This is a genomic window from Pseudomonas sp. H1_G08 (assembly GCF_054681355.1).
Genome location: NZ_CP162822.1, coordinates 3920404 through 3945499, shown reverse-complemented (window position 1 = coordinate 3945499; position 25096 = coordinate 3920404). Strand labels below are relative to the sequence as shown.

Sequence of the window (25096 nt, the reverse complement as noted above, 5' to 3'; positions counted from 1 at the left end):
CGCGATGACCATGAATTCAGAACTTTCCGCCGCTGCTGTCGAGTCCGACGCAGTGCCGCGCAAGAGTCGCAAGAACAACCCGGAAAAGACCCGCGAAAACATTCTCCAGGAGGCGATCGTCGAGTTCGTCCAGCAGGGCTTGTCCGGCGCCCGCGTCGACGCGATCGCCGAGCGCATCCACACCTCCAAGCGCATGATCTATTACTACTTCGGCAGCAAGGAGCAGTTGTACGTCGAGGTGCTGGAGAAGCTTTACGGCGATATTCGCAGCACGGAAAACCGCCTGCACCTGGACGAGCTGCCGCCCGAGCTGGCGATCCGTCGGTTGGTGGAATTCACCTTCGATCACCATGACCACAACGTCGATTTCGTGCGCATCGTCAGCATCGAAAACATCCACAACGCCGAGTACGTAAAGCGTTCCGATGCGATCAAGGCGCTGAACAACACGATCCTCGACACCTTGGGCGGGATTCTGCAACGAGGCGCGGACGAAGGTTTGTTCCGGCGTGGCATCGATGCGCTGGACGTGCACCTGCTGATCAGTTCGTTCTGCTTCTATCGCGTGTCGAACCGCCACACGCTGGGAGAAATCTTCCAGATCGACCTGCCGGACGAAACCATCAAGCAGCGCCACCGCGAGATGATCTGCGAATCGGTGTTGCGCTACCTGAAGGCCTGACTCGATCCCCCCTGTGGGAGCGAGCCTGCTCGCGAAAGCGATGTGTCAGTCGCCCTGTTCGTTGACTGAATCGACGCCTTCGCGAGCAGGCTCGCTCCCACAGAGTTACCCTGTTGTTCAGCCATTCATGCTCTGAAAATGCTCAAGCATGCGCTGCGCATCCGGCACCACGCCGCTGAACAGTTCAAACGCCTTCACCGCCTGAAACACCGCCATGTTGCCGCCATCCAGGGTGCGGCAACCCAAGGCGCGGGCATCGCGCAGCAGCTCGGTTTCCAGCGGGAAATACACAATTTCCGCGACCCACATTGCCTTGCGTAGCAAGCCGGCCGGCACCGGTGAACCCGGCAGCTTGGCCATGCCCATCGGCGTGGTGTTGACCAGGCCATCGGCCTGCGCCAGCGCCCCGGGCAAATCCCGTCCCGCCTGCGCGCGACCGGCGCCAAAATGTTGATTCAGATTGTTCGCCAGGCTCTCGGCACGCTCGCGGTCGACATCAAAAATCGTCAATTGCCGTACGCCTTCGCTGAGCAGCGCGTGGGCCACCGCCGCTCCAGCCCCACCGGCGCCCATCTGGACTACACGTTCTAGGGCAGCGTCCGGCAGACCTCGGCGAAAACCCTCGGCGAAACCGAGGCAATCGGTGTTGTGGCCGACACGCTTGCCGTCCTTCAGCACCACGGTGTTGACCGCGCCGATACCGCGTGCTTCCGGGGACAATTCGTCGAGCAGCGGGATGACCGCCTGTTTGCACGGGAAAGTGATGTTCAGTCCGGTGTAATTCATCCGCTCCGCCGCTTGCAGCAGGTCGTGCAGGGCCGTGCTGTCGAGGTGCAATTGATCGAGGTCGATGAGCTGGTACAGATAACGCAGGCCCTGCGCATCGCCTTCGTGCTCATGCAGTGCCGGTGTACGTGAAGCCTGAATCCCGGCGCCGATCAGCCCGGCGAGTATCACCTTGGAACGCGACATGGTTCTTACCTCTGCAACCGCTGACCGAAATGCTCCAGCGCCAGGCGGTAGCCATGGCTGCCGAACCCGCACATCACCGCCGTGGCGATGCCGGAAACAAACGAATGATGACGAAACGGCTCACGGGCGTGGACGTTGGACAGATGCACCTCGATCACCGGCAATTCACTGGCGACCAGTGCATCGCGAATCGCCACGGACGTATGCGTCCACGCCGCCGGATTGATCACGATCCCGGCACAACGACCACGCGCGGCGTGAATCCAGTCGAGCAGCTCGCCTTCATGATTGGTCTGGCGAAATTCCACGGTCAGGCCGAACTCGTCAGCCGCGCGACCACACAGTGCAGAAATATCGGCCAGGGTTTCATGACCATAAGTCGCCGGCTCGCGGGTGCCGAGCAGGTTCAGGTTCGGGCCGTTAAGCACCAGAACGATAGGGGGCATGGGGTAACTCCACTTATTGTTTTTGGCATGGGCCGAGAGGTTCCGGCCTGTGGAGATAAAATGTACTAGATGGTTACATCGGTCAATTGAACAGAAATGACCTTGGCGTTTTATGTTCGGTGATCGCACAGATCAAAAGATCGCAGCCTTCGGCAGCTCCTACAGATAACCGCGTTCCACATGTAGGAGCTGTCGAAGGCTGCGATCTTTTAGAGCACCCACAAAAAAGCCGTCAATCACGACGGCTTTCTCGTACCAACTACCCGCAATCAACGCCGGGTCAGCAGCACACCGGATTCCATGTGATGGGTCCAGGGGAACTGGTCGAACAATGCGCACTTGGTAATGCGGTGGGTGTCATGCAACTGGGCGATGTTGGCCGCCAGGGTGTCCGGGTTGCAGGAAATGTAGAGGATGTTGTCGAAGCGCCGGGTCAGTTCGCAGGTGTCCGGGTCCATGCCGGCGCGTGGCGGGTCGACGAAGACGCTGCCGAATTCGTAGCTCTTCAGATCGATGCCGTGCAGGCGGCGGAACGGGCGCACTTCGTTGAGCGCTTCGGTCAGCTCCTCGGCGGACAAACGCACCAGCGTAACGTTATCCACAGCGTTTTCGCTGAGGTTGCTCAGGGCCGCGTTGACCGAAGTCTTGCTGATTTCGGTAGCGAGCACTTTGCGCACGCGAGTCGCCAGCGGCAGGGTGAAGTTGCCGTTGCCGCAGTACAACTCGAGCAGATCGTCGCTGCGATCGCCCAGCGCTTCGTAAGCCCAATTGAGCATCTTCTGGTTCACCGTGCCGTTGGGCTGGGTGAATGCGCCCTCGGGCTGGCGATAGCTGAAGGTGCGGCCGCCGACTTCGAGTTTCTCGACGACATAGTCCTGCCCGAGCACTTCGCGCTTGCCTTTGGAGCGGCCGATGATGCTCACGCCGAGATCTGCCGACAACTGAGTGGCTGCCGCATGCCAGTGCTCGTCCAGCGGACGGTGATAGCACAGGGTGATCATCGCGTCGCCGGCCAGCGTGGTCAGAAATTCGACCTGGAACAGCTTGTGGCTCAGCGCCGAACTGGCTTGCCACGCGGCCTTCAACTGCGGCATCAACTGGTTGATGCGCAGACTGGCAATCGGGAATTCTTCGATGAGGATCGGCGTGCGTTTGTCGTCCTGAGAGAACATCGCGTAATGCCGTTCGCCGCCCTCGCGCCACAGGCGGAATTCGGCGCGCAGGCGAAAGTTCTGCAGAGGCGAATCAAACACCGTCGGCGCAGGTGCATCGAACGGTGCCAGCAGATCACGCAAGCGCGTGACCTTGGCTTCGAGTTGTTCGGCGTAGGCTTGGGAATCGAAACTCATGCGTTGAACCAACCCAACTTGATCACAAACAGAATCGACAGAATCACCAGTGCCGGGTTCAGCTCACGGGCACGGCCGGACAGCAGCTTGATGGCAGTCCAGGCGATGAAGCCGAAGGCGATACCGTTGGCGATCGAATAGGTGAACGGCATGGCCAGCGCGGTAACCACAACCGGCGCAGCCACGGTGATGTCGTCCCAGTCTATTTCCGCCAGGCCGGAAGTCATCAGCACGGCGACGAACAGCAGCGCTGGTGCGGTGGCGAATGCCGGAACGCTGGCCGCCAGGGGCGAGAAGAACAGCGCCAGCAGAAACAGGATCGCCACGACGATGGCGGTCAGGCCTGTGCGGCCACCGGCACTGACGCCGGCAGCGGATTCGATGTAACTGGTAGTGGTCGACGTACCCAGCAGCGAGCCGGCCATGGCCGCCGTACTGTCGGCGATCAGCGCGCGGCCCATTTTCGGCATGTGGCCGTCCTTGCCCATCAGGCCGGCGCGCTTGGCGACGCCGATCAGGGTCCCGGAGTTGTCGAACAGGTCGACGAACAGGAAGGCGAAAATCACGCTGACCAGACCGATGTCCAGTGCGCCTTTGATGTCCAGTTGCAGGAAGGTTGGCGCCAGCGACGGCGGCATTGACATGATGCCGCCGAATTCGGTGACGTTCAGTACGATCGAGGCGATGGTTACGGCGAGAATGCCGATCAGCACCGCGCCACGCACTTTCAGCGCTTCGAGGGCGACGATCACGGCAAAGCCGACGGTGGCCAGAATCGGCGCCGGTTTGGTCAGATCGCCGAGGCCGACCATGGTCGCCGGGTTGCTGACCACGATGCCGGCATTGTGCAGGGCGATCAGTGCCAGGAACAGGCCGATACCGGCGGCAATCGCCGAGCGCAGTGGCAGCGGAATGGCGTTGATGATCCATTCACGGATGCGGAAGATCGACAGCAGAAAGAACAGCACGGCGGAAATGAACACCGCACCCAGCGCCACTTGCCAGGTGTGGCCCATGTGCAGCACCACGGTGTAGGTAAAGAAGGCGTTCAGGCCCATGCCCGGAGCGAGAGCGATCGGGTAGTTGGCGATCAGGCCCATCACGGTCGAGCCGATTGCAGCCGCCAGACAGGTGGCGACAAAGATCGCGCCTTTGTCCATGCCGGTCTCGCCGAGGATGCTCGGGTTGACGAACAGAATGTAAGCCATGGCCAGGAAAGTCGTGACGCCCGCAAGAATTTCGGTGCGCACGTTGGTGTTGTGTGCCTTGAGTTGAAACAGCCTTTCCAGCATGTCTGCTCCCCGTGGCGCGCGTGGCGCCGTGAATGTATCGACCTCAACAGCAAAGCACAGACCGTCGCAAGCGCCTGGAAAATTGTCGTGGGCCGGAAAAAGCCGCGCATCATACCAGCCGCGTGAGGAATTTGGCGGATGTTGGTGTCGATCGTCGGCGAAGTTTTGCGCAGCCGACAACTGCGCCATACTGCGCGCTGATTTTTTGGAGTGGGCAGGCATGCGCAACGGTTGGATCAGGATTTTCGGATGGATTGCAGCACTACTGGTGACAGCTCCGGCGTTCGCGGCATCGGCGCCGCCACTCTCCGAGGTGAAGGTGATCAAAGTGCAGTCACCGTCCTGCGGCCTGGAAGATATTGCCGATAACCAGCCGCAAACCCAATGCAATCACAGCGGGCCGAATATCAAAGTCTTCGTGCTGGAAGTCGGCTATGGCCAGAACCAGCCACACGTGACGCTGGATGGCTTCGAGGTCAACGGCACCCGAGGTCCGGTGTGCGCCTTCGATAATGGCAACCTCACCGAATGCACCCCCGGCAGCAAAACCGTCGGCTCTCTTTATACCTTCGATCTGGCCGGCAAACAGCAAGGCACCTTCAACTTCAGCAACACCTCGATCAACGCTCCGCGCAACACGCTTTCGACCCAGCTTTACATCAAGTAACGGCTGTCTGCGAACAGGGTGGGACAAAGCTGACTACGCTTGACTGACTATCCAGCGGAAAGCGCCCATGACTTCCAGAGCCCTGATTGCCCTCGCCGAGGGCATCGACGATTTGCAAAGCGTGACCCTGATCGACGTGCTGCGCCGTGCCGGTATCGAAGTGGTTGCCGCCAGTATCGAAGGCCGGCGCATGCTGACCTGCGCGCGCGGCACCCGGCTGACTGCCGACGGCATGCTGGTCGATGTGCTGGCGCAGAGTTTCGACCTGATTGTCCTGCCGGGCGGTGCCGTCGGTTCCCGGCATCTGGCGGCGCATCAACCCTTGCAGCAATTGCTCAAGGACCAAGCCAGCGCCGGCCGCCTGTTCGCCGCCATCGGCGAAGCTCCAGCTGTCGCCCTGCAAGCATCAGGCGTGCTGCGCCAGCGACGCATGACCTGCCTGCCCGGCGCCAGCCATCAACTATCAGGCTGTACGTTTGTTGATCAAGCGGTGGTGGTCGACGGCAACTGCATCACCGCCCAAGGCTCGGGCGCGGCGCTGGAATTTGCCTTGACCCTGGTCGAGCAGCTTGGTGGCAAGGCGTTGCGGGCGAGGGTGGCGGGGGAGTTGATGGCCTGAAGGATTCAGGCCTTCTCTTCCACCGGCACATGCATCCGGTCCCGACTCGCCAACGTCGGAAACAGTTTGATCCACGTTCCCGTGACCACCAGCGTGCCGATCCCGCCCATCACCACGGCCGGCACGGTGCCGAACCAGTGGGCGGTGAGGCCGGATTCGAATTCGCCCAACTGGTTGGATGCGCCGATGAACAGGCCGTTGACCGCACTGACCCGGCCGCGCATTTCGTCGGGGGTTTCCAGTTGTACGAACGAGGCGCGGATGACCATGCTGATCATGTCCGCTGCGCCGAGCACCACCAGCACCGCCAGCGAGAACCAGAACGAGGTCGACAGGCCGAACGCGATGGTAGCGACGCCGAAGATGCCGACGGCGGTGAACATCACCCGGCCGACATTGCGTTCCACGGCAAATCGCGCCAGAAACAGCGACATCAGCAACGCACCCACCGCCGGCGCCGAGCGCAACAGGCCAAGGCCCCACGGGCCGGTCAGCAGAATGTCCTTGGCGAACACCGGCAGCAGCGCTGTGGCGCCACCGAGCAACACGGCGAACAGGTCCAGCGAGATCGCTCCGAGGATGTCCGGACGGCTGCGGATGAAGCGAATTCCCGCCAGCAGCGAGTCCAGCGTGGCTTTGCCTTTATTCAATGGCGTCTGGCGTGCCGGCAGGTTGAGCATCAGCGCGCAGGCGATCACGTACAGCAGCACGGTCGGGCCGTAGACCCAGACGCTGCCGAACGCATAGAGCAAACCGCCAAGAGCCGGAGCGACGATAGTGGCCGACTGCTGCGCCGATTGCGCGGCGGCAACCGCACGGGGGAAAAGCGCACTGGGGACGATGCTCGGCAGCAGCGCCTGAGTCGTCGGCATCTCGAACGAACGGGCGGCGCCGAGCAGGAAGGCGAGGATGAAAATCATCTCGCGGGTGACGTGATCGGTGGCGCTGCCGATGGCCAGCGCCAAGGCAATCAATGCCTGCAACGACTGGCAAAGCGCGGCGACCTTGCGCCGATCATAGCGATCGGCAACGTGCCCGGTGTGCAGCATGAACAGCACGCGCGGGGCGAATTCGACCAGCCCGACCAGGCCCAGATCCAGCACGTTGCCGGTCAGTTGATACAGATTCCAGCCGATCGCCACGGTGAGCATCTGGAAACCGCTGGCGGTGAAAATCCGCGCCAGCCAAAAAGCCATGAACGGACGATGGTGACGTAACAGCAGGGGCTCTTGAATGGGCATCTGAAGGCAGTCTTGGGCGAGTGAACGGCGAGATTATCACCAGTCTGTAACAGGAAGTTGCTACGAGAAACAATTCAGTTAGCCAGACATCGATCTTTCATGCTGACAATCAACCCTGTGGTGAGGGGATTTATCCCCGTTGGGTCGCGCAGCGGCCCCAAAATCTGGAAGCGACGACTGCTGCGCAGCCGAAAGGGGATAAATCTCCTCGCCACAGGGGAGTGAGGCAACTTGTCACGCGGCAAACCACCACGCAGTTCATTGGTAAAAATGGGACTACTCTTTCAACGTTGCTTGATCCAGATCAAGATCCCGACCGGAACTGATCTGGCGGCCATTTGGCCAGACTCCCTGCGTTGCGATGGTTGCAAAAAAAGAACGAATCCGAATTCGCCGCACTCCATATCCGTGGGGGCAGTGGTGCAGGCCTCCGGGCCAGCTACCCGTATTACCTGACAGAGGAAGCCATATGTTCGGTTTAGAGGCTCTGGATCTCGCCCGAATTCAGTTCGCGTTCACCATCTCGTTCCACATTCTGTTCCCGGCCATCACCATTGGCCTGGCGAGTTACCTGGCGGTGCTCGAAGGCTTGTGGCTGAAGACCCGCAACGACACCTACCGCGATCTCTACCATTTCTGGTCGAAGATTTTTGCCGTCAACTTCGGCATGGGCGTGGTTTCCGGGCTGGTCATGGCTTATCAGTTCGGCACCAACTGGAGTCGTTTTTCCGACTTCGCCGGTGCCGTCACCGGGCCGTTGCTGACCTATGAAGTGCTTACGGCGTTCTTCCTTGAGGCCGGTTTCCTCGGCGTCATGCTGTTTGGCTGGAACAAGGTCGGGCGCGGCCTGCACTTCTTCTCGACGGTGATGGTAGCGATCGGCACGCTGATTTCGACCTTCTGGATTCTCGCCTCCAACAGCTGGATGCAGACCCCGCAAGGCTTTGAAATCGTCAACGGTCAGGTCATCCCCACCGACTGGCTGGCAATCATCTTCAACCCGTCGTTCCCTTACCGGCTGATGCACATGGCCACGGCGGCGTTCGTCGCCACTGCCTTCTTCGTCGGCTCGTCAGCGGCCTGGCACCTGCTGCGCGGCAGAGACAACCCGGCGATCCGCACCATGCTGTCGATGGCCATGTGGATGGCATTGATCGTCGCGCCGATTCAAGCGGTGATCGGCGACTTCCACGGCCTCAACACGCTCAAGCATCAGCCAGCGAAAATCGCTGCGATCGAAGGCCACTGGGAAAACCATGGCGACGAAGCGACGCCGCTGATCCTGTTCGGCTGGCCGGACATGAAAGAAGAACGCACCAAGTTCGCTGTGGAGATTCCCTACCTCGGCAGCCTGATCCTCACCCACTCGCTGGATAAACAAGTACCGGCGCTGAAGGAATTCCCACCGGAAGACCGGCCGAATTCGACCATCGTGTTCTGGTCGTTCCGGATCATGGTCGGCCTCGGTTTCCTGATGATCTTCACCGGTTTGTGGAGTCTGTGGCTGCGCAAGCGTGACTCGCTGTATACCTCGCGGCCGTTCCTGCATCTGGCGTTGTGGATGGGGCCGTCCGGCCTGATCGCAATTCTTGCCGGTTGGTTCACCACGGAAATCGGCCGTCAACCGTGGGTGGTCTATGGCCTGATGCGCACCGCAGATGCTTCGTCCAACCACAGCTTCATGCAGATGAGCATCACCCTGATCATGTTCGTAGTGGTGTATTTCGCGCTGTTCGGCGCCGGGCTCGGCTACATGATGCGCCTGGTGCGCAAAGGGCCGAAGATCAGCGAAGGCAGTGAAACGCCGGACGGTGGTCCAGGCAAGAAACGCACCCCGGCGCGTCCGTTGTCCGCAGCCGATGATCCGGCCGAGGGCGAGCACGAAGACAACACTCGCTTGACCAAGGAGATTTGACTCATGGGTATCGATCTTCCGCTGATCTGGGCCGTGATCATCATCTTCGGCATCATGATGTACGTGGTTATGGACGGCTTCGACCTGGGCATCGGCATTCTCTTCCCGTTCGTGCCCGGCAAGACCGATCGCGACGTGATGATGAATACGGTCGCCCCTGTATGGGACGGCAACGAAACCTGGCTGGTGCTGGGCGGGGCGGCGTTGTTCGGCGCCTTCCCGCTGGCCTATTCGGTGGTGTTGTCGGCGCTGTACCTGCCGCTGATCTTCATGCTCATGGGCCTGATCTTTCGCGGTGTGGCCTTCGAGTTCCGCTTCAAGGCGAAGGATGAAAAACGTCACCTGTGGGACAAGGCATTCATCGGTGGTTCGATCGCGGCGACGTTCTTTCAGGGCGTGGCGCTGGGAGCGTTCATCGATGGTTTGCCGGTGGTCAATCGCCAGTTCGCTGGAGGTTCACTGGACTGGCTGACACCGTTCACGCTGTTTTGCGGCGCGGCGCTGGTAGTGGCTTATGCCTTGCTCGGTTGCACCTGGCTGATCATGAAAACCGAAGGCAAGCTGCAGGAACAAATGCACGATCTGGCGCGGCCGCTGGCGTTCGTCCTGCTGGCAGTGATCGGTATCGTCAGCCTGTGGACACCCCTGTCGCATCCGGAAATCGCCTCACGCTGGTTCAGCATGCCGAACCTGTTCTGGTTCATGCCGGTACCGATTCTGGTGCTGGTCACTTTGTACGGCCTGATCCGCGCGGTGGCACGTAACGCCAACTACACGCCGTTCCTGCTGACCCTGGTGCTGATCTTCCTCGGCTACAGTGGCTTGGGCATCAGCCTGTGGCCGAACATCGTGCCACCGTCGATCTCGATCTGGGACGCCGCCGCGCCGCCGCAAAGTCAGGGCTTCATGCTGGTCGGCACGTTGTTCATCATCCCGTTCATCCTGGGGTATACCTTCTGGAGCTACTACGTGTTCCGCGGCAAGGTGACCCATGAAGACGGTTACCACTAAGCGAAACCCTGTGGGAGCGGGCTTGCCCGCGATGGCGTCGCCAGCGGCGCCATCAATTTTGAAGAGGTTTGAAGAAAATGACCGGCAAACATTCCCTGCACGACATTGAAGAAGCCGAAAAAAAGCCGCTGTGGCAGCGGCTCGGCTGGTTGGCCCTGATCTGGGTTGGCAGTGTCGGCGTGTTGTTCATCGCCGCCAGCCTGATGCGCATGTTCATGAATGCCGCAGGTTTGACCACCCACTGAAATATCCCGTCCCGGCGCCTTCGGGTATGGACTTGCGACCCTCCTCACGGAGGGTTTTTTTATGCCGCAGATTTATTTTCGCGCCTTGAGGATGACAAATTTCGGCGTGGCCGCCACTTGCTCGACGCCACGAAACAAGCGCGCCAGTTTGCTGTGATAGCCCAGATGCCGATTGCCGACGATGTACAGCGCACCGCCGACCACCAGTGCCTCGCGCGCCTGCTGGAACATGCGCCAGGCGAGGAAATCGCCGACCACCTGTTGCTGATGGAACGGTGGGTTGCACAGCACCACGTCCAGCGACTGCGGCGCCTGCCCGGCCAGACCGTCGCCAGCGCGCACGGTGACTTCACGAGCGCCCAATGCCGCGCGCCAGTTCTCGGCAGCCGATTGCACCGCCATGAACGATTCGTCGACCAGCGTGTAATGCGCATCCGGGTTCTGCAAGGCGCTGGCGATTGCCAGAACACCGTTGCCGCAACCGAGATCGGCAACCCGTGCGCTGCCAAGGTTCTTCGGCAGATGCGGCAGAAAAGCGCGAGTGCCGATGTCGAGGCCTTCGCGGCAGAACACATTGGCGTGGTTGAGCAGTTCGATTGCCGGTTCGTCGAGGCGATAGCGAGTCGGATAGGGCGATGTGGCGAGCGCTTTGGTTTCAGGCGTGGCGATCAGCAGTCGGGCTTTCTTCACGGCCAGCGACGCCTGCACCGGGCCAATGTAGCGCTCGAGCAGATCGCCGGCAGCGCGCGGCAGATGCTTGACCATGGCGGCGGCGATCACTTGCGCGCCCGGAGCGAGTTGCCCTTGCAGGCGGATCAACTGCTCTTCCAACAGCGCCAGGGTTTTAGGGACGCGGATCAGCACCCGGTCAAACGGCCCGACCAAGGGCTCACTGGCCGGAATCGGACGAATCGCATCGAACGCCTGGCCATTGCGTAGCAGATTCTTTTCCAGCCCGACGAAACCCAGGAACGAATCGCCGCTGCTGCTCACCTCGACCTTGCCCAGCAGGCTGATCGCCAAGGCGCCGAAGCTGTCATTGAGCACCAGCACGCGGGTGCTGCTCTGAGGTTGTTCGCTGGCGAGATGATTGAGCAGGTATTCGTCCGCCGCATCGAACGCTTGCAGCGGTTCATTCTGCTGTTCAGGCTGGCGGATCAGGTCGAGCTGGGCGAAAGGCGTTTCGAGCAAGGGCATGGGGCGGGGACTCAGGATATTCGGCAGATATCCCGTTGCCGGCAGATGGTGCGACGGGATCCGACCGAGTGGACTGCGATGCAAGCAGGTTGCGTCATCACTCGGAAAGGCCTGAATGGTACGTTTTTTTGCGCGTAAATACTCGCAGGATTACCGTGCGATATTGCTCGTCAGTCAGATAATCCCGGCACGAGCGGCGGCAATCACTGCGGAAATCTTGTTGCAGACGTTGAATTTTTCGATGACGTTTTGCACATGATAGTTAACGGTGCGTTCGCTCAGGCTGAGGATTCTCGAGATATCGTGAGCGGTCTTTCCCATGGCGGACAATTTCATGATCTCCAGTTCCCGGGACGATAGCCTCGGTTTGCTGGGTTTGGCCGGTGTGGGAACGGTGCGGGCATACAGGTCACTGAAGTGTCGGTTGGCAAAAAACAGATAACCGTAATGCTCATACAGTTCGAGCGGGCTGATCGGGCAGTGGGTTCGAGCCAGACTGATGATGCTGCACAAACCGCTGGTTTCGTCATGAAAGGCCTGCGACCAGCCATGCTGCAGCCCATTCTGTTTCAACGCCTGCCACAACTCGGGTGCATCGTTGAAGACTCTTTCTTCCCAAACGATGGGTAATATTGAGTGATTGCAATGCGCTATTACCGGATCAATATTGCGAAAGTTCTCTTTGTTGTACTGAATGTTCCATTCTTTAGGGTAGTTATTGATCTGCAAGGCATTCAGGTGGACATCACGATGAGGGGACGTCACTGCTATTGCACAGTAGTTAAAGCCCAGATTCTCGGCAAATCTCAGCAGTATCGGGTACGCCGCTTCAATGCCTTTGGCAAATGTCAGTTGTTTCAATTGTGATTCCTTCCACGTTTCCATGAACTTTGCCTCTGTATCTTGATATCGGGGTGCGGAATGGATCCAAAAGATCCGGCACGAATCGAAGTGTAGGATCTTTCCTGCGAAACGCCTTACATTTTTTCGAGATTGAAACTTTGATGTTTTTTATAAAGTGTTCTTAGCAATACGCGCTGTTATATTTTAACTGCCATCTTAAAGTTATTACTCTAGATCTAACATTGACATCACATCGAATGTGCAGCGCTGATTCTGTCAATATCATTACCGTTGGCAGGTGTTTGGCAGCGCGGTTTTGCGGGACACTGTAGGCAATCGTTTCAAGGAGTGCCTCATGACTGCCAGTGCCGAGAAGTACACCACCCAGACCTTGCTCGATGTGCAACCGTTGACGGCGAACCTGTTCACGCTGCGCACCAGCCGCGACCCAGGCTTTCGCTTTCGTGCCGGCCAGTTCGCCCGACTGGGCGTCACCAAGGCCGATGGGAGCACAGTCTGGCGCGCCTATTCGATGGTGTCGTCGCCGTTCGACGAGTTTCTCGAGTTCTTTTCCATCGTCGTGCCGGGCGGCGAATTCACCAGTGAGCTGAGCCGGCTCCAGGTCGGCGACAGCTTGATGGTAGAACGCCAGGCGTTCGGCTACCTGACGCTGGATCGCTTTGTCGATGGCCGAGACCTGTGGTTACTGTCCACCGGCACCGGGGTGGCACCGTTTCTGTCGATCCTGCAGGACTTCGAGGTCTGGGAGAAATTCGAGCGGATCATTCTGGTTTACAGCGTGCGGGAGGCGCGGGAACTGGCTTATCAGGAGTTGATCGCCGGGTTGGCGCAACGGGACTATCTGAGCGAATACGCCCACAAGCTGCAATTCATCCCCACTGTGACCCGCGAAGCGCATCCAGGCGCGCTGCGGGGCCGGATTACTACGCTGATTGAAAACGTCGAGCTGGAACGTGCGGCGGGCGTTGAGCTCTCGCCAGAGCATTCGCGTGTGATGTTGTGCGGCAACCCGCAGATGATCGACGACACTCGCGCCTTGCTGAAACAGCGCGACATGCGCCTGAGCCTGACGCGCAAGCCGGGGCAGGTTGCGGTGGAAAATTACTGGTAACGAAAACGGCACCCGCGGGTGCCGTTTTGATGACTACCGAATGCCTCAGGGCCGCTCGTTCTGCGCCTTGAGCAGGTCGCGAATTTCGCCCAGCAGTTGTTCTTCCTTGCTCGGGATCGGCGGCGCGGTCGGTGCTACGGCTTCTTCACGTTTGAGGCGGTTGATGGCTTTGACACCCATGAAAATCGCGAAAGCGACAATCACGAAATCCAGCACCGTCTGCAGGAATTTGCCGTAAGCCAGCACCACTGCGGGCGCATCGCCCTGGGCTGCTTTGAGCGTGACAGCCAGATCACTGAAGTCCACTCCACCGATCAACAGGCCAATCGGCGGCATGATCACGTCGCCGACAAACGACGAAACGATTTTGCCAAACGCCGCGCCGATGATGATACCGACGGCCATGTCGACCACATTGCCTTTGACCGCGAAGGCCTTGAACTCGCTAAGCACGCCCATAGTTATTTCCTTGTTACAGATGAGTTTGGTGTTGGCAGTGTAAATCAGCGAAACGCCTCCTGCGCGAAACACCTTCTTACAATGCCCGTTTTTATCGACACATCGATTGACGATTAGTTTGCAAATTGCCAGCAATCGCGCGCGGAATACGCGCTAACCCGCTGACGGGAAAGCCAATTTCTTCAATCATGGTGTTACGTTCTTTCTATTTATGTTCTGCGGCACAGGCCTCTAGCCTTGGTGTGGCGCACCTGGATGCGCCCAATAAAACCAGAGGAACCTGATATGACATCCACTCCTGGACTGGGGGCTTTTCCCTTCCGCCGCACCTTCGGCGTACTGACTGCCGGGCTGCTGACCTTTTCGGTCAACGCCGCTCCGCTGACCCGCGATAACGGCTCGGCAGTCGGTGACAATCAGAACTCGCAAACTGCCGGCGCCAACGGCCCGGTGCTGCTGCAGGATGTGCAACTGATCCAGAAGCTGCAGCGCTTCGATCGTGAACGCATCCCCGAGCGCGTCGTACACGCACGCGGCACCGGCGCTCACGGCACCTTCACCGTGACCGATGACATCAGCGACCTGAGCAAGGCCAAGGTGTTCGCCGCAGGCCAGAGCACGCCGGTATTCGTGCGTTTCTCGGCGGTGGTGCATGGCAACCATTCCCCGGAAACCCTGCGTGACCCGCGCGGTTTCGCCACCAAGTTCTACACTGCTGACGGCAATTGGGATCTGGTCGGCAACAATTTCCCGACCTTCTTCATCCGTGATGCGATCAAATTCCCGGACATGGTCCACGCCTTCAAGCCCGATCCGCGCACCAACCTCGATGACGATTCGCGCCGGTTCGATTTCTTCTCCCATGTACCGGAAGCCACCCGCACGCTGACCGAGTTGTATTCCAACTACGGCACTCCGGCCAGTTACCGGGAGATGGATGGCAATGGTGTTCATGCCTATAAGCTGATCAATGCCAAGAATGAAGTTCACTACGTGAAGTTTCACTGGAAGAGTCTTCAAGGCATCAAGAACCTCACGCCAAAACAAGTCAGCGAAGTTCAAGGTCAGGATTACAGTCATATGACTAACGACTTGGTGAGTAATATCAACAAGGGCAACTTTCCGAAGTGGGACTTGTACGTGCAAGTTCTCAAGCCACAGGATTTGTCCAAGTTTGATTTCGATCCATTGGATGCAACCAAGATCTGGCCGGGTATTGCCGAGCGCAAAGTTGGACAAATGGTCCTGAACCGTAATCCGGCCAATGTCTTCCAGGAAACCGAACAAGTTGCCATGGCTCCAGCCAACGTAGTTCCGGGTATCGAACCTTCGGAAGACCGCTTGTTGCAGGGCCGAGTGTTCTCTTATGCCGATACGCAGATGTATCGCCTCGGCGCCAACGCTTTGCAATTGCCGATCAACGCACCGAAAACCGCAGTGAACAATGGCAATCAGGATGGTGCGATGAATTTCGGCGCCAGCCAGTCCGGCGTCAACTACCAGCCAAGCCGCCTGCAACCGCGTGAAGAAACATCATCGGCGCGTTACAGCCAGTCGGCGCTGTCGGGCAGCACGCAGCAGGCGAAGATCCAGCGTGAGCAGAACTTCAAGCAGGCCGGTGATCTGTATCGCTCGTACAGCAAGCAGGAACGCCGCGACCTGATCGACAGCTTCGGCGGCTCGCTGGCCACCACTGATGACGAGAGCAAGCACATCATCCTGTCGTTCCTGTACAAGGCCGACCCTGAGTACGGCAGCGGTGTGACCGAAGTGGCCAAGGGCGACCTCAACCGCGTGAAAGCATTGGCGGCGAAATTGACCGACTGATAGCCATGCGGCGCACGCGAGGGCCTGTGCGGCCTCGCGTGCGCTCAAGGAGAGCCCGATGCGTGTTTTTCTTTTATGCCTGGCCGGGTGCCTGTCGTTCAGCGCGTGGGCGGCACCGGTCGAGCAAAGTCCCGAGGCGGTCAAGGCGCAGTTGCAGGATTACTACTTCGACGCCGCCCGCCGGGGTGATGTGCCGATGCTCGAGACCTTTATCGAGTCTGGCTATTCCCTCGATACCCGCGACAGCAAGGGTTACACCGCGCTGATCCTGGCGGCCTATCACGGTCAGGCGCCGGCGGTTGAGCGCCTGCTCGCCGCTGGCGCAGATGCCTGTGCCCAGGACCAACGCGGTAACACGGCGCTGATGGGCGCGATATTCAAAGGCGAATTACAGATCGCCCGGCGACTGATGGCCAGCGATTGCAGCCCCGACCAGCGTAATGGCGCCGGACAGACAGCGGCGATGTACGCCGGGCTGTTCAAGCGTCTGGAATTGCTTGATGCGTTGAAAGCCAGAGGCGCCGACCTCAATGCCGAGGATCCGCTGGGCAACAGCGCCGCACGTCTGGCCAGCGGCGAAATCCGTACTGCTGCGCCGCGCTGATCGGCGGTGGCTGCGTTATCATCGCGTCTTTTGTTCCGGGGGTTCTGATGGCCAAGGCCAAGCGCATGTACGGCTGCACCGAGTGCGGCGCAACCTTTCCCAAGTGGGCCGGGCAGTGCGGCGAGTGCGGTGCCTGGAACACCCTGACCGAAACCATGATCGAAAGCGGCGGCGCCACGGCACCCACCGGGCGCACCGGTTGGGCTGGCCAGCAGGCGCAGATCAAGACGCTCGCCGAAGTCAGCATCGAAGAGATTCCACGTTTTTCCACCGCTTCCGGTGAGCTCGACCGCGTGCTCGGCGGTGGTCTGGTCGATGGCTCGGTTGTGCTGATCGGCGGTGATCCGGGGATCGGCAAATCGACCATTCTGTTGCAAACCCTGTGCAATCTGGCCAAAAGCATGCCGGCGCTGTACGTCACTGGTGAGGAATCCCAGCAGCAAGTGGCGATGCGCGCCCGCCGTCTCGGCCTGCCGCAGGATCAACTGCGGGTGATGACCGAAACCTGCATCGAAACCATCATCGCCACCGCTCGCCAGGAAAAGCCCAAGGTCATGGTGATCGACTCGATCCAGACCATCTTCACCGAACAGCTGCAATCGGCGCCGGGCGGCGTGTCGCAGGTGCGTGAAAGTGCGGCGCTGCTGGTGCGTTACGCCAAACAGAGCGGCACGGCGATCTTCCTCGTCGGCCACGTCACCAAAGAGGGCGCCTTGGCCGGTCCGCGTGTTCTGGAACACATGGTCGATACCGTGCTGTATTTCGAAGGTGAATCCGATGGTCGTCTACGTCTGCTGCGCGCGGTGAAGAACCGTTTCGGGGCGGTCAACGAATTGGGCGTGTTCGGCATGACCGACAAGGGCCTGAAAGAAGTCTCCAACCCATCGGCGATTTTTCTCACCCGCGCCCAGGAAGAAGTCCCGGGCAGTGTGGTCATGGCGACGTGGGAAGGCACCCGACCGATGCTGGTGGAAGTGCAGGCACTGGTCGATGACAGCCATCTGGCCAACCCGCGTCGGGTGACGCTGGGGCTGGATCAGAACCGTCTGGCGATGTTGCTTGCGGTGCTGCACCGCCACGGCGGGATTCCGACCCACGATCAGGACGTGTTCCTCAACGTGGTCGGTGGCGTGAAGGTGCTGGAGACAGCGTCGGATCTGGCGTTGATGGCGGCGGTGATGTCGAGTTTGCGCAATCGGCCGTTACCGCATGATCTGCTGGTGTTCGGCGAAGTCGGCCTGTCTGGCGAAGTGCGCCCGGTGCCGAGCGGGCAGGAGCGGCTGAAAGAAGCGGCCAAGCACGGCTTCAAACGCGCCATCGTGCCGAAGGGTAATGCTCCGAAGGAATCGCCTCCCGGCTTGCAGATCATCGCCGTGACGCGTCTCGAACAGGCCCTCGACGCACTCTTCGAGTAACCACAATCCCCTGTGTAGGAGCAGCCTTCGGCAGCTCCTACAGGGGGCAAGTCAGATTTCGATCAGCGCACCCAGTTCGCGCTCCAGCTCGGCCTCATCCGCCAGATTCAGTTCGATCAAGCGGCGCAGGCGCTGGATCGATTCCAGGCTGATATGCCGGCAGATGAATCCCAAGTGGCCGTTTTCCTCGTGGGCCAGATGCACGTCCATTTCGATATCGACGTCTTCGCTCAGATGAATGTCGACTAGGAAGTCCTGCTCTTTATCCCCAAGCCACGGCTCCGGTCGCTCGATCAGCAGGCCCTTGAGCGACAGGTCGATCAGTTTGACCGGCCAGATGTATTCGCCCTGTTTCAGCTCGGTTCGGGCATCGAACGCAATACGTTTGAAACGACGTCGATTGGCGGGGTGCTCGCTCATGGCGCAATCCTCATGAAGGTTCGCTGACTATAGACCGCGAATGCGGGCGCCAGCCAATCGTTCAAGCGTCTAGACCTATGTCGGGGTATGGCCTTTGGCGCCGTAAGCGCTAAACTCGGGGTGGCTGTCTTTCTTGTCCACCCTGGCTGGAATAATAAAATGAAAAATAATAATAGCCTGCTGCGCCACTTACCCTGGCTCGTGCTGGCAATCGTAGGAGCGTGCGCCCTGGGCGTAGTGGCATTGCGCCGCGGCGAGGCGATCAACGCCTTGTGGATTGTGGTCGCTGCCGTGGCCATTTATCTGGTTGCGTACCGTTACTACAGTCTGTTCATCGCCAACAACGTGATGCAACTGGATCCGCGTCGGGCCACCCCCGCCGTGCTCAACAACGATGGTCTGGACTACGTGCCGACCAACAAACACATTCTTTTCGGTCACCACTTCGCGGCCATCGCTGGCGCGGGGCCACTGGTCGGTCCGGTGCTGGCGGCGCAGATGGGGTATCTGCCCGGCACACTCTGGCTGATTGCCGGTGTGGTGCTGGCGGGCGCGGTGCAGGACTTCATGGTCCTGTTCATGTCGACCCGACGCAACGGCCGTTCCCTGGGCGACATGGTGCGTGAAGAGATGGGCCGGATTCCCGGGACCATCGCACTGTTCGGCTGCTTCCTGATCATGATCATCATCCTCGCGGTGCTGGCGCTGATCGTGGTCAAGGCCCTCGCCGAGAGCCCGTGGGGCATCTTCACCGTGATGGCGACCATCCCGATCGCGATGTTCATGGGCATCTACATGCGCTACATCCGCCCGGGCCGCATCGGCGAAATCTCCGTGGTCGGTGTGTTGCTGCTGCTCGGTTCGATCTGGCTGGGCGGGCAGATTGCTGCCGATCCGGTATGGGCCAAAGCCTTCACCTTCACCGGTGTGCAAATTACCTGGATGCTGGTCGGTTACGGTTTTGTCGCCGCGTCGCTGCCAGTGTGGCTGATTCTGGCACCGCGTGACTATCTGTCGACCTTCCTCAAGATCGGCACCATCGTCGCCCTGGCGATCGGTATTCTGGTGACCATGCCCGAGCTGAAAATGCCGGCACTGACCCAGTTCGTCGACGGCACCGGCCCGGTGTGGAAGGGCGGTCTGTTCCCGTTCCTGTTCATCACCATCGCCTGCGGTGCGGTTTCCGGTTTCCACGCGTTGATCTCGTCGGGCACCACGCCGAAGCTTTTGGATAACGAAACCAACGCCCGCTACATCGGTTACGGCGGCATGCTGATGGAATCGTTCGTGGCGATCATGGCCATGGTTGCCGCTTCGGTGATCGAGCCAGGCGTGTACTTCGCCATGAACAGCCCGGCCGCTGTGGTCGGCAGTGATGCCGCGTCAGTAGCGCAAATGGTCACCAGCTGGGGCTTCGCGATTACGCCGGAGGCGCTGCAAGCGGTTGCCCATGATATCGGCGAAACCACCATTCTGGCCCGCGCCGGTGGTGCGCCGACCCTGGCGGTCGGTATTGCGCAGATCCTGCACAGTGTCCTGCCGGGTGAAAACACCATGGCGTTCTGGTACCACTTCGCGATCCTGTTCGAAGCGCTGTTCATCCTCACCGCTGTGGACGCCGGTACCCGTGCCGGACGCTTCATGCTGCAGGATCTGCTCGGCTCCTTCGTACCGGCGCTGAAGCGCACTGAATCGTGGACCGCCAACCTGATCGCCACCGCCGGTTGTGTGGCGATGTGGGGCTGGTTGCTGTATCAGGGCGTGATCGATCCACTGGGCGGCATCAACACCCTGTGGCCACTGTTCGGTATCTCCAACCAGATGCTCGCCGGTATCGCGCTGATGCTCGGCACCGTGGTCCTGATCAAGATGAAGCGCCAGCGCTACATCTGGGTCACCCTGTTGCCGGCCACCTGGCTGTTGATCTGCACTACCACTGCTGGTTTCATCAAGCTGTTCGACGCCAACCCGGCGATCGGCTTCCTGTCCCTGGCCAAGAAGTACAGCGATGCGCTGGCCAACGGTCAGGTGCTGGCGCCGGCGAAAAGCGTCGAGCAGATGCAGCACGTGATCTTCAACGCCTACACCAACGCCACACTCACCGCGCTGTTCCTGTTCGTGGTGTTCAGCATCCTGTTCTATGCGCTCAAGGTCGGCATCGCCGCCTGGGGCAAGAAAGAGCGTACGGATAAAGAATCGCCATTCCAGGCCCTGCCGGATGCGTAACCAGAGGATTGCAGCATGTTCAATGACCTGAGTCGCCTCGGTAAATACCTCGGTCAGGCCGCGCGCCTGATGGTCGGCATGCCCGACTACGACACCTACGTCGAGCATATGCAAACCAAACACCCGGACAAACCGGTGATGAGCTACGAGATGTTCTTCCGCGAACGTCAGGAAGCCCGTTACGGTGGCAAGGGTGGGCCGAAGTGCTGTTGAGCTGACAGCCTGCGGTTGAGGTAATCCCCTGTGGGAGCGAGCCTGCTCGCGAATACGGAGTGTCAGTTGATGAAGGATTTGACTGACACACCGCTTTCGCGAGCAGGCTCGCTCCCACATTTGTTTTTGTATTCTTTTCAGGAGATCGGGTTTTGTCTTCTCCCATTCCGGTAACGGTCCTCAGCGGTTTCCTCGGCGCCGGCAAGACCACTTTGCTGCGTCATTTATTGAAAGCCGAGCACGGCCTGAAAATCGCCGTGATCGAAAACGAATTCAGCGACGCCGGCATCGACACTCAGTTGCTGGGTGACGAGCCGGTGCAGGTCATGACCCTGGCCAACGGCTGCGTCTGCTGCACCATTCACACCGATCTGACCAAGGCGCTGTACTTGCTGCTCGAGCGCCTGGACAGCGGCGAGATCGCCTTCGATCGTCTGGTGATCGAGTGCACTGGTCTCGCCGATCCGGCACCGGTGGCGCAGACCTTTTTCATCGACGAAGAGCTGCGCGAGCGTTACCTGCTCGACGGCATCATCACCCTGGTCGACGCCGCCCACGCGGACGTGCACCTGACCCAGACCATCGCCCAGGCGCAGATCGGTTTCGCCGATCGCTTGCTGGTGAGCAAGACCGATCTGGTCGATGAGCCGACGTTCACCGCGCTGAGCGAGCGCCTTACGCGAATCAACCGCCGCGCGCCGATCCGCGTGGTCGAGCATGGCAACATCGATCTGGCTGAACTGCTGGATGTGCGTGGTTTCAACCTCAATGCTGACCTGGGCGGCGGTTTGAGCTTGCGTCCGGTGAGCAAGGCGCCGTCGATCGATCGCATCTCCAGCCTGGTGCTGCGCACCGATCAGGCGCTGGATATCGATCAGCTCAGCGAATTCATGAACGAACTGCTGGAAGAACACGGCAGGCAATTGCTGCGCTACAAAGGCGTGCTGAATATTGCTGGCGAAGATCGGCGCCTGGTGTTTCAGGGTGTGCTGAAACTCTATGGTTTCGACTGGGACACTGAATGGGCCGAGGGCGAGGCGCGGGAGAGTGTGATCGTGTTTATCGCCGATGACTTGCCGGAAGAGAAGATTCGGGCGGGGTTTGCCAGGGTTGCAGCGCAACAAGCCTGATAATTTCAATAGCTCAACGGGCCTCTTCGCGAGCAGGCTCGCTCCCACAGTAGAACGCATTCTGTCAGAAGGAATGCAATCCACTGTGGGAGCGAGCCTGCTCGCGAAGGCGGTCTAACCGACAGCACAATGCTCAAGATCTGAACCCAGCAGTGTCTGCTCAAGATGATCCAGATGCCGATTCATCAGCCCCTCTGCCTTAGCAGCATCACCTCGCTCCACAACCTCAACCAACGCCAAATGCTCCTGCCACGCGCAACAGCTGCGCGTCGGGCACCGACTCCGCGCAATCGCCAACGACGTCAGCGGCACCAGACTGTGCAGAAAATGCGCCAACGGCACATTAGCCGCCATCCGCGCCAACTGCAGATGAAACTCCCCCGATAACCGAATCGCCGCCCCGCGCCGATCCTGCTCGACGGCGCGCTTCTCGCGCTCTATCAACGTGCGCAAGCAATTCAAATCGTCTGGCTGCGGACGCTGACACGCCAACCCCACCAACGTGTTCTCAGCCAACCGTCGCGCATGCAAGGTCTGCCGGATCAGCTCCCGATCAGGCGCAGCCACTCGTGGTCGATGATTGGCGCGCAATACCACGATCTGCTCATGGGACAACTGCGTCAGCACCCGTCGTACATCGGCGCGGCCGGCGCCGAACATCGCTTGCAGACTGTCCTCGGTGAACCGGCTGTCTTCATCGATACGCTGCTCGAGAATCGCGTCGAACAGTCGCGGATACAACTCCTCAACCGGCATGCGCAGGCGAGAGACGGGCAGGGCGGTAGAATCGGCATGCGAGGCTGAAGCAAAACTGTTCATGGCCGTTCTCCTGGCAAATCAGGTGGGCAGGTTGTCGTCCGGAATATTCAGCTCAACGCCCATGCGCTGGCCTTCGCGCAGAATGTGCCGACGCATTTCGGCGCTGGCCTGAGCGCTGTTCTTGCTGCGGATCGCGCGGACCACCGCTTCGTTTTCTTCCAGACGTTCGGCCAGATGTTCCGGGGAATTGCGCAACACTTCGGCGCTTTGCTTGAGGGCATTGCTGGTCTGCTGCACCACGCTCTGGAAAATCGGGTTCGAGGTCAGCGTGAACAGTTCTTCGTGGAAGGCGATGTAGGCTCTGACCCCGGCCTCACTGTCACCGGCCTCGAGGGCTTCGCGCATGTCCATCAGGGTCAGGCGCAACTGGCCGACCTCCTTGCTGCTGATCGATTGCGCAACCAGCCCGACAATGAACGGCTCGAGGGTGTAGCGCAGTTGCAGCACATCTTCCAGGCTCGCCCCGGCGACTGCGCTGTCGTGGCTCTGGCTGTCGCTGAGTTGCGCATCGAGGACGACCACGCCTTTGCCCGGCATCGAGCGCACCAGGCCGAGTGTTTCCAGCACGATCACCGCTTCGCGCAGGCTCGGCCGGCTGATGCCCAGCTGTTCGGCCAGTTCACGCTGGCCCGGCAGCATGTCGCCGGAGCGCCACTGGCCTCGGGCCAACGCGGCGCGGAGTTTTTCCACCACTGAATTGACGACGGTTGAAGTTGTAATCACGTATTGGCTCCCTGCGCCGTGCCTGCGCATTGGCAGGCACGGCACTCATTCAGAATTCTTTGGCCGCCGCCGGAGCGACGGTTTTTCGCGGTTGAAAGTTATAGCCCTGTTCGCCGTTGAGCACCTTGTTCGCTCGCTGTACATCGATGTCCTTTTCCCAGCGGGCGATGGCCACGGTGGCGACGCAGTTGCCGATCAGATTGGTCAGCGCGCGGCCGATGCCCATGAACCAGTCCACGGCCAACACCAGCACCAGGCCGACCACGGGAATCGCCGGAATCGCCGTCAGCGTTGCCGCGAGAATCACCAGCGCCGAACCGGGAATGCCGTGGGCGCCTTTGGAGGTGATCAGCGACACCAGCAGAATCGTCAGCAAATCGGTCATCGCCAGCGGTGTGCCGGTGGCATTGGCGATGAACACGATGGCCAGGGTCAGGTAGATCGAGAAGCCGTCGAGGTTGAACGAGTACCCGGTCGGGATCACCAGACCGACCGTCGAGCTGCCGATACCGAGGTGTTCGAGCTTGCGCATGATCTGCGGCAGCACGGCGTCGGAAGAGGCGGTGCCCATGACGATCAGCAGTTCTTCCCGCAGGTACTTGAGCAGCGGCCACATGCGCAGGCCGGAGACGCGCATCACCAGACCGAGGATCAGCGCGACGAAGGCGATGCAGGTCAGGTAGAACAGACCGACCAGACTGCCCAGGTGCTGCAGCGAGTCGAGACCGTATTTGCTGGTGGTGAAGGCGATGGCGCCGAACACGCCGATCGGCGCCAGCCGGACGATCATGCCCATGATGCGGAAAATCACGTGGCTGAGTTCGTTGATCAGTCGCGAAATCCCGGAAGCCGCTTCGCCAACCAGATTCAGCGCACTGCCGAACAGCACCGAGAACAACAGCACTTGCAAGATATTGTTGTCAGCGAAGGCACCGATCACCGAGGTCGGGATCAGGTCCATCAGAAATTGCGTGGTGGTGTGCATGTGCTGGCTGCGCTCGGCGAGGTCGCCCATGTCGGCGCTGGAGAGTTGCTCCAGATGAATGTTCGCGCCGCTGCCAATGCCGGTGCTGAAGGCGAACACCAAGCCGATCACCAGAGCGATGGTGGTCAGCACTTCAAAGTAGATCACCGATTTGAGGCCAATGCGCCCGACCTTCTTCAGATCGCCCGCGCCGCTGATGCCGCTGACCACCACGCAGAACACGATCAGGCCAATCAGCATCTTGATCAGTTTGATGAAGCCATCGCCGAGCGGTTTGAGCTGAGCGGAGTATTCAGGAAGGGTCAGCCCGCAGACGATGCCGAGCATCAGTCCGAGAACCACTTGAAGGAAGATTGAACGCGAGCACCATCTGAGCATGGGAGGAATCCTGGGTCGGTGTCCTGGCTGCCGCACGCGTTGCGCAGCGGATGCAGGACTTAATTATTGTGGTCTTACCGGTATGTCCAGTGCAGGCGCAGTCTAGGCTTGGTTTTTTCCTGATTACAAGGGGGAAACATGAAATTGGCATGACCGGTCTGACCAGTGGCCCCAAACGCGTATAGGAGCTGCCGAAGGCTGCGATCTTTTGATCTTGTTTTTAAAATCCAGATCAAAAGATCGCAGCCTTCGGCAGCTCCTACAGGTGAATTGCAGGCGAAAAAAA

General features: G+C 59.8%; 25 protein-coding genes. 13 read left to right on the top strand and 12 right to left on the bottom strand.

From position 1 onward, the window contains the following. Window positions 1–4: 4 nt before the first annotated feature. Window positions 5–682 carry a TetR/AcrR family transcriptional regulator gene (locus tag AB4N85_RS17900; protein ID WP_016773079.1) on the top strand — a complete coding sequence of 226 codons (678 nt, stop codon included), beginning with the start codon at window positions 5–7 and terminating at the stop codon, window positions 680–682. Window positions 683–799: 117 nt separating this feature from the next. On the opposite strand, the gene AB4N85_RS17895 is transcribed toward AB4N85_RS17900, so the two are convergent. The 4 genes from AB4N85_RS17895 to AB4N85_RS17880 form a co-directional block, all read right to left on the bottom strand. Beyond that, window positions 800–1654 carry a shikimate dehydrogenase gene (locus tag AB4N85_RS17895; protein WP_056790559.1) on the bottom strand — a complete coding sequence of 285 codons (855 nt, stop codon included), beginning with the start codon at window positions 1652–1654 and terminating at the stop codon, window positions 800–802. A gap of 5 nt (window positions 1655–1659) precedes the next feature. Continuing rightward, window positions 1660–2100, bottom strand: a complete 441-nt coding sequence (gene aroQ, locus AB4N85_RS17890) for a type II 3-dehydroquinate dehydratase (RefSeq protein WP_076564187.1) — start codon at window positions 2098–2100, stop codon at window positions 1660–1662. 269 nt (window positions 2101–2369) lie between these two features. Further along, window positions 2370–3449, bottom strand: a complete 1080-nt coding sequence (gene trmA / locus AB4N85_RS17885) for a tRNA (uridine(54)-C5)-methyltransferase TrmA (RefSeq protein ID WP_095181870.1) — start codon at window positions 3447–3449, stop codon at window positions 2370–2372. Then, on the bottom strand, window positions 3446–4741 hold the full coding sequence (locus AB4N85_RS17880) for an NCS2 family permease (protein ID WP_016773083.1): 1296 nt from the start codon (window positions 4739–4741) through the stop codon (window positions 3446–3448). Before AB4N85_RS17880 ends, trmA begins: the two co-directional genes overlap by 4 nt. Before the next feature lie 220 nt (window positions 4742–4961). On the opposite strand from AB4N85_RS17880, the gene AB4N85_RS17875 reads away from it, so the two are divergent. Together AB4N85_RS17875 and AB4N85_RS17870 are read left to right on the top strand one after the other, a co-directional pair. Continuing rightward, a complete protein-coding gene (locus AB4N85_RS17875; RefSeq protein WP_076564185.1) occupies window positions 4962–5408 on the top strand; it encodes a DUF4879 domain-containing protein in 447 nt (148 codons plus the stop codon). Window positions 5409–5475: 67 nt separating this feature from the next. Further along, a complete protein-coding gene (locus AB4N85_RS17870; RefSeq protein WP_460065292.1) occupies window positions 5476–6027 on the top strand; it encodes a DJ-1 family glyoxalase III in 552 nt (183 codons plus the stop codon). Window positions 6028–6032: 5 nt separating this feature from the next. Here AB4N85_RS17870 and AB4N85_RS17865 read toward each other — a convergent pair whose 3' ends face one another. Beyond that, window positions 6033–7268, bottom strand: a complete 1236-nt coding sequence (locus AB4N85_RS17865; RefSeq protein WP_095181867.1) for an MFS transporter — start codon at window positions 7266–7268, stop codon at window positions 6033–6035. Window positions 7269–7737: 469 nt separating this feature from the next. Between AB4N85_RS17865 and AB4N85_RS17860 the strand changes: the two genes are divergently transcribed. From AB4N85_RS17860 to AB4N85_RS17850, 3 genes are all read left to right on the top strand, one after another. Beyond that, entirely contained in the window at window positions 7738–9183 is a 1446-nt protein-coding gene (locus tag AB4N85_RS17860; protein WP_024014409.1) for a cytochrome ubiquinol oxidase subunit I, read from the top strand. A gap of 3 nt (window positions 9184–9186) precedes the next feature. Further along, the gene (gene cydB / locus AB4N85_RS17855) at window positions 9187–10194 is read left to right on the top strand and encodes a cytochrome d ubiquinol oxidase subunit II (protein ID WP_016773089.1); all 1008 of its coding nucleotides are present in this window, start codon (window positions 9187–9189) and stop codon (window positions 10192–10194) included. Between the two features lie 77 nt (window positions 10195–10271). Next, window positions 10272–10439: a DUF2474 domain-containing protein gene (locus AB4N85_RS17850; RefSeq protein ID WP_016773090.1), complete on the top strand. Its 168-nt coding sequence runs from the start codon at window positions 10272–10274 to the stop codon at window positions 10437–10439. A gap of 72 nt (window positions 10440–10511) precedes the next feature. Here the strand turns inward: AB4N85_RS17850 and AB4N85_RS17845 are convergent, their stop codons facing one another. Next, window positions 10512–11636, bottom strand: coding sequence for a methyltransferase (locus AB4N85_RS17845; RefSeq protein WP_252868316.1), 1125 nt, complete (start codon window positions 11634–11636; stop codon window positions 10512–10514). Between the two features lie 174 nt (window positions 11637–11810). After that, window positions 11811–12521 (bottom strand): autoinducer binding domain-containing protein, encoded by a 711-nt coding sequence (locus AB4N85_RS17840; RefSeq protein ID WP_041477771.1) that lies wholly within the window; start codon window positions 12519–12521, stop codon window positions 11811–11813. A 313-nt stretch (window positions 12522–12834) separates the two neighbouring features. On the opposite strand from AB4N85_RS17840, the gene AB4N85_RS17835 reads away from it, so the two are divergent. Beyond that, window positions 12835–13611 (top strand): ferredoxin--NADP reductase, encoded by a 777-nt coding sequence (locus AB4N85_RS17835; protein ID WP_460065285.1) that lies wholly within the window; start codon window positions 12835–12837, stop codon window positions 13609–13611. Between the two features lie 45 nt (window positions 13612–13656). On the opposite strand, the gene mscL is transcribed toward AB4N85_RS17835, so the two are convergent. Beyond that, window positions 13657–14070 (bottom strand): large-conductance mechanosensitive channel protein MscL, encoded by a 414-nt coding sequence (gene mscL / locus AB4N85_RS17830; protein ID WP_024014404.1) that lies wholly within the window; start codon window positions 14068–14070, stop codon window positions 13657–13659. 285 nt (window positions 14071–14355) lie between these two features. Here mscL and katB point away from each other — a divergent pair, with 285 nt between their 5' ends. The 3 genes from katB to radA are packed head-to-tail and all read left to right on the top strand — an operon-like array spanning window position 14356 to window position 17916. Then, entirely contained in the window at window positions 14356–15897 is a 1542-nt protein-coding gene (gene katB, locus AB4N85_RS17825; RefSeq protein ID WP_460065281.1) for a catalase KatB, read from the top strand. Between the two features lie 58 nt (window positions 15898–15955). Beyond that, the gene (locus tag AB4N85_RS17820) at window positions 15956–16501 is read left to right on the top strand and encodes an ankyrin repeat domain-containing protein (RefSeq protein WP_095181862.1); all 546 of its coding nucleotides are present in this window, start codon (window positions 15956–15958) and stop codon (window positions 16499–16501) included. A 47-nt stretch (window positions 16502–16548) separates the two neighbouring features. Beyond that, entirely contained in the window at window positions 16549–17916 is a 1368-nt protein-coding gene (gene radA, locus AB4N85_RS17815) for a DNA repair protein RadA (RefSeq protein WP_007909773.1), read from the top strand. A 51-nt stretch (window positions 17917–17967) separates the two neighbouring features. Here radA and AB4N85_RS17810 read toward each other — a convergent pair whose 3' ends face one another. After that, window positions 17968–18336, bottom strand: a complete 369-nt coding sequence (locus AB4N85_RS17810; protein WP_041477779.1) for a PilZ domain-containing protein — start codon at window positions 18334–18336, stop codon at window positions 17968–17970. Between the two features lie 159 nt (window positions 18337–18495). Between AB4N85_RS17810 and AB4N85_RS17805 the strand changes: the two genes are divergently transcribed. The 3 genes from AB4N85_RS17805 (at window position 18496) to yjiA (ending at window position 21905) form a co-directional block, all read left to right on the top strand. Then, on the top strand, window positions 18496–20562 hold the full coding sequence (locus tag AB4N85_RS17805; RefSeq protein ID WP_041477781.1) for a carbon starvation CstA family protein: 2067 nt from the start codon (window positions 18496–18498) through the stop codon (window positions 20560–20562). Window positions 20563–20577: 15 nt separating this feature from the next. Next, on the top strand, window positions 20578–20775 hold the full coding sequence (locus AB4N85_RS17800) for a YbdD/YjiX family protein (RefSeq protein ID WP_003228401.1): 198 nt from the start codon (window positions 20578–20580) through the stop codon (window positions 20773–20775). Window positions 20776–20927: 152 nt separating this feature from the next. After that, window positions 20928–21905 carry a GTPase gene (yjiA, locus tag AB4N85_RS17795; RefSeq protein WP_252868312.1) on the top strand — a complete coding sequence of 326 codons (978 nt, stop codon included), beginning with the start codon at window positions 20928–20930 and terminating at the stop codon, window positions 21903–21905. A gap of 114 nt (window positions 21906–22019) precedes the next feature. Here yjiA and AB4N85_RS17790 read toward each other — a convergent pair whose 3' ends face one another. Genes AB4N85_RS17790 through AB4N85_RS17780 form a run of 3 tightly spaced genes read right to left on the bottom strand, consistent with a single transcriptional unit; the run spans window position 22020 to window position 24810 of the window. Next, on the bottom strand, window positions 22020–22724 hold the full coding sequence (locus AB4N85_RS17790) for a GntR family transcriptional regulator (RefSeq protein WP_252868311.1): 705 nt from the start codon (window positions 22722–22724) through the stop codon (window positions 22020–22022). A gap of 18 nt (window positions 22725–22742) precedes the next feature. After that, complete coding sequence (locus AB4N85_RS17785) at window positions 22743–23447, bottom strand: FadR/GntR family transcriptional regulator (protein WP_252868310.1); 705 nt, start codon at window positions 23445–23447, stop codon at window positions 22743–22745. 49 nt (window positions 23448–23496) lie between these two features. After that, complete coding sequence (locus AB4N85_RS17780; RefSeq protein ID WP_150742265.1) at window positions 23497–24810, bottom strand: C4-dicarboxylate transporter DctA; 1314 nt, start codon at window positions 24808–24810, stop codon at window positions 23497–23499. Between the last annotated feature and the right edge of the window lie 286 nt (window positions 24811–25096).